Annotated in this window: 5 protein-coding genes; 2 read left to right on the forward strand and 3 right to left on the reverse strand. The window is 63.6% G+C overall.

Going from position 1 to position 4,842, the window contains the following annotated elements; all coding sequences use genetic code 11:
* Both VKI00_RS14490 and VKI00_RS14495 read right to left on the reverse strand, forming a co-directional pair.
* A partial coding sequence (locus VKI00_RS14490) for an ABC transporter permease (protein ID WP_324438452.1) occupies positions 1–1,567 on the reverse strand: 1,567 nt, incomplete at its 3' end.
* On the reverse strand, positions 1,564–2,271 hold the full coding sequence (locus VKI00_RS14495) for an ABC transporter ATP-binding protein (protein ID WP_414687196.1): 708 nt from the start codon (positions 2,269–2,271) through the stop codon (positions 1,564–1,566). The genes VKI00_RS14495 and VKI00_RS14490, both read right to left, overlap by 4 nt.
* A gap of 299 nt (positions 2,272–2,570) precedes the next feature.
* Here VKI00_RS14495 and VKI00_RS14500 point away from each other — a divergent pair, with 299 nt between their 5' ends.
* Entirely contained in the window at positions 2,571–3,236 is a 666-nt protein-coding gene (locus VKI00_RS14500; protein WP_324438455.1) for an SRPBCC family protein, read from the forward strand.
* 42 nt (positions 3,237–3,278) lie between these two features.
* Here VKI00_RS14500 and VKI00_RS14505 read toward each other — a convergent pair whose 3' ends face one another.
* A complete protein-coding gene (locus VKI00_RS14505) occupies positions 3,279–3,803 on the reverse strand; it encodes a gamma carbonic anhydrase family protein (RefSeq protein ID WP_324438457.1) in 525 nt (174 codons plus the stop codon).
* Positions 3,804–3,937: 134 nt separating this feature from the next.
* Between VKI00_RS14505 and VKI00_RS14510 the strand changes: the two genes are divergently transcribed.
* On the forward strand, positions 3,938–4,842 hold a 905-nt coding region (locus tag VKI00_RS14510), incomplete at its 3' end, for a Rieske 2Fe-2S domain-containing protein (protein WP_324438459.1).

Here is a 4,842-nt window from a genome sequence, read left to right on the forward strand (position 1 = left end):
GATCCGCGCTGACCCACACGTCGACGCCCGCGACCGGTGCGAAGATGGCTCGCGCCGACCGGATCATGTCGGCGTTCGTACCGGTGATCACGACTGTGGTGACGACCGCGATGAGCACCGTCATCACCGTGGCCCACACCCGCCGCGGTGCACGCTCAATCGTCGCCGCCGCGAGTCGCCCCACCGATCCGAACATCCGGGCCGTTGCCGCGGTCGCTTTGATGATCAGCCCGGTGAGCGCGAAACCAAGCGCGATCTCGGCGGTGAACACAGCAAAGATCGCGGCGAATGCAATTGAGCCGCGCTGGTATACAACAATCACAATCGATGCCGCGAACACCGCAACGGCGGCAATCCCGCATGCCACCCGCAGCCATCGCGGCACGAAATCGGCGGCTGAAACCCCGACCGGTGCCAAGGCCTCGATCGGTGAAACCTTATACACCTGCCGCGCAGCCATCGCCGACGCTGCACCGCTGGTGAGCACCGTCGCCGCCAAGGCCACCGGTATCGCATAGCCGGGTAACCCGTACTCCACCTGAGCTTCCAGACCTTGGGTAATTGCCGGAGGCAATCGCCCAATCGCCATCCGGCCCATCGCGATTCCGATGCCCGCCCCGATCGCACCGCCGATCACCCCGAGAATCGCGGCCTCGGCGAGCAGGTCGCGAACGATGGTGACACGTCGGCCTCCGATCGCACGCAGCATCGAGATGACCGGCCGCCGCTGAGTGATCGCCATCGTCATCGTGGTGTAAACCAGAAACGCGCCGACCACCAACGCAACTCCCGCACCCATCAACGCCATGTAGTTCATCAGCTTGACGCCGTCGCCGGCCCGGGCCGCCCGCATGCTCGGATCCGCAACGATTGCCCGACCCTTCACGGCGCCCGTGACCGCGGTGCGCACCGCTGCGAGATTGGCACCGGGCTTTGTCGTGATCAGTATCGAGTCAAGCTGGCCGTTTCGTCCGGTTATGTCCTGCGCCAACGTAAGTGGAGCCAGCACGTAGTGTCCGCCGTTGAGGTCCGCCAGCTGCTTGCCGGTGAGTACATCCGTGACTGCGACCGAAGCCGAGCCCAGCCGAAACGTCTCGCCTTTGCGGTGACCAACACCGGGCCCGACCTGGACACCGTTGGGGTTGGCGGACAACGTCTTTAGCGGTTTTGCAACGGCGTCTTTCAGGGCGCCGCCCAAGGCAGCGCTGCTCTTGTCTGCGCCGAACAGCAGAACCGGACCCGATGCCGTCGGCGCGGAAGTCCGAATCATCGGTGCCGCGGTCGCGACGCCCGGAACGGCGGCGACTTCGGCCGTTATCGTGTCGGGAAATCCCGCGTCGGTAATGCCAGAGACCTCAAGCGCCGCGATTCCCGCGATCCCGTCGGACAGCCGGTTGACCGATCCGGTGATCGAGCCGAAAATTCCGAATACCGCTACAAGATACATTGCGGAGACTGCCATTACGGCGATCGAGGCTATCGTGCGCCGAGGATGCACGACGAGTTCGCGGAGGCTGAACACACGCAGCCGGCTCGCCGTGGCCGCGATGGCCGAGCCCGGTCTCATCCCGCGACCGTTGACAACTCGTCCGAACCGACGCGTCCGTCTTGGAGCGTGATCACCCGATCCGTCGTCGCCGCGGCATCAGCGTTGTGCGTCACCATCACCACCAGCCGATTGCCGCCGTCCTCGTGCGCCACTTCTGCAAGCAGCGCCAAGATCGAAGCGCCCGTTGCGGAGTCGAGATTCCCGGTCGGTTCGTCGGCAAGAATCAGCGATGGGTCCATCATCAGCGCCCGCGCCACCGCGACCCGCTGCATTTGACCGCCCGACAGTTCTGCCGGACGGTGCTGTGTTCGGTTGCCGAGGCCAACCCGGTCCAACAGCCGAACCGCATCCGACTTGACCTTGCCCAGCCGGACACCGTCGAGCAGCTTCGGGACGGCCACGTTTTCCCACGCCGACAGGGTCGGCAACAGGTTGAAGAACTGAAAGATGAACCCCACGCGACGATGGCGGAATTCCGACTGCTGTTCGTCGCTGAGGTGACCAATCTCTTCGCCGTCGAATTTGATCGAGCCGGAATCGGGAGAATCCAATGCCCCGAGCAGGTGCAGCAACGTGCTCTTGCCCGCCCCCGACGGTCCGACCACCGACACAAACTGCCCGCCCGCGAACCGCAGGCTGATCGCGTCGAGTGCGCGCACGCCCTGCCCGCCGACCCGGTATTCGCGTACCACATCGCGAAGTTCGATCGCCAAACCGTGCATCGGCGTATCGCGGGTATCGAGTTGTGTGTTCATGGTCCTCCCGCGTGGCCGCAGCACTCAGCCAGCCGCGGCGACCTGTGCGCGACCAACTGTCCATACCATCATGTCGTACGGGCACTACTACGAGATATAACGTGCCGGGGGTTCAATCGGTTCGACCATTTCGCTCGCCGGATTCCATCGGTAATCTGCCAAGAGAAAGCACGCATTTGCAACGTTTTTGACAGGAGCCGCTTCTCCCATCACCTGCGCTACAAGACGTGAACTCATTGTCGTCGCTTACGAAGGAGACCGATCCGATGTCGCTACCCGCGCTTGAAGATATCGCCGCCCACACCGGGAGCAGCCAGCCGATCGACGGGGTAACCCGGATCGAGACCAGCCCGCGGGAGAAGGCCACCCCGATCATCATGGAGATGATGCACTCGGTGTACCCGCACGACGAGGTGTTCGGCCAGTACTGCACCGTCAACGACTACATCGACTGTCCGCCCGATGAGCTGTTCGCTTACATGGCCGATACCCGTTGCTTGGAAGAGTGGACCTATAGCCTGCGCGGATTTACCGAAACCGACGAGCCAGGGCTATGGCAGGCCTACGACCGACTGGGGTCGGAGACCAAGATCTACGTCCGAACGGAGGCCGCCGAGCAGGGCCGTACTGTCGACTACCACTGCGCGTGGGACCAGGGCAAGCATCTGTGGATGATCTACCTGATGCGGGTCATCGATGCGCAAGCCGTGCTGGACAAGCCGGGTTCGGTGGTGCTGTGGACCAACTGTCACCATCCGTTCTACGACCACAACCCCTATCCAGACGCCAGCCCGCCGGAGCGGCCGGTGTGGGTGGGGGACTTCTGGGACATGTTCGGCGCGGGCCATCTACTGGAGATGAAAAACCTCAAAGCCATCGCCGAATACCGCCATCACAATGGGCTCCCCGTGACACCGGACTGGATGCGATAAGGCTCGGCACAACGAAACCCGGCTTACCGCTTGGTATTACGGCTAAATAGGCTCTAGGCCAGTCAGGTAGCGCTGGGCCAGGTCTTGGTAGGCCTTCGGGTTCACGTTCACCCACATCTCGGCGCCCGTGCCCGCGATCGGTCCCTTGACCGTTGCCGGTGCACCGACCACCAGCACCTCGTCGGGAATCTTGGTGCCACCGGTCACCACCGCGCCGGCCGCGATCAAGCTGCGCGAACCGATCACCGCGCCGTCGAGGACGGTGGCATGGTTGGCGATCAACGCCTCGGCCCCGACATGGGCCCCGTGAATGAGGCACATGTGCGCCACCGTCGCCCCCGGGCCGATGTCGACCGGGATGCCGGGCGGCGCGTGCAACACCGACCCGTCCTGCACGTTGGCCCCCTCGCGCACGATGACGGGCGCGTAGTCGGCGCGCAGCACGGTGTTGAACCACACCGACGCACCGGCCTCGATCGTGACGTCGCCAATCAAGGTGGCGGTTGGTGCGACGAAGGCAGTGGGATCGATTTTCGGCGACCGGCCTTCGAAGGAAAACAGCGGCATCGTTCACATATACCGCAGGCCGGGTATTAGGGCGTCAGGACCTGATTAACCGGCAGTAAAGCTCGCCGTCGTTGCGCGAACCCGTAGAAAAACTGTAACGTGTTCTAGTTAGAAGCTTACGAGTTGGAGGCCTGATGGCTACCGAGACTGCCGCTGTCCGCGAGATCGACGCCGGCACCCTGCCCGACCGCTACGCCCGCGGCTGGCACTGCCTGGGCCCGGTCAAGGACTACCTGGACGGCGAACCGCACGGGATCGAGGCGTTCGGCACTCACCTCGTCGTGTTCGCCGACTCACAAGGCGACGTGCACGTCCTCGACGGCTACTGCCGGCACATGGGCGGCAACCTGGCACAGGGCACCGTCAAGGGCGACGAAGTCGCGTGCCCGTTCCACGACTGGCGTTGGGGCGGCGACGGCAAATGCAAGCTGGTGCCGTACGCCAAGCGCACGCCGCGACTGGCCCGCACCCGGTCCTGGACCACCGACGTGCGCGGTGGCCTGCTGTTCGTCTGGCATGACGTCGAGGGCAATCCGCCGCAGCCCGAGGTGCAGATCCCGGAGATTCCGGAGGCGGCCAGCGACGAGTGGACCGAATGGCGGTGGAACTCGATCCTGATCGAGGGGTCGAACTGCCGCGACATCATCGACAACGTCACCGACATGGCGCACTTTTTCTACATCCATTTCGGCCTCCCGACGTACTTTAAAAACGTCTTCGAGGGCCACATCGCCTCGCAGTATCTGCACAATGTCGGGCGGCCCGACGTCAACGATCTGGGTACGTCTTACGGTGAGGCGCAACTGGATTCGGAGGCGTCCTACTTCGGCCCGTCGTTCATGATCAACTGGCTGCACAACAAGTACGGCGACTACAAGGCCGAGTCCATCCTGATCAACTGCCACTACCCCGTGACCCAGGATTCGTTCGTGCTGCAGTGGGGCGTCATCGTCGAAAAGCCCAAGGGCATGGACGAGAAGATGACGAACAAGCTGGCCAAAGTCTTCACCGAAGGCGTCAGCAAGGGCTTCCTGCAGGA

The organism is Mycobacterium sp., from assembly GCF_035314665.1.
In the GTDB taxonomy this organism is placed as follows: Bacteria; Actinomycetota; Actinomycetes; order Mycobacteriales; family Mycobacteriaceae; genus Mycobacterium.

Coding starts and splice junctions, on each gene's coding strand:
- VKI00_RS14495 (WP_414687196.1), bottom strand. CDS start 2,271: ATGCACGGTTTGGCGATCGAACTTCGCGATGTGGTACGCGAATACCGG.
- VKI00_RS14500 (WP_324438455.1), top strand. CDS start 2,571: ATGTCGCTACCCGCGCTTGAAGATATCGCCGCCCACACCGGGAGCAGC.
- VKI00_RS14505 (WP_324438457.1), bottom strand. CDS start 3,803: ATGCCGCTGTTTTCCTTCGAAGGCCGGTCGCCGAAAATCGATCCCACT.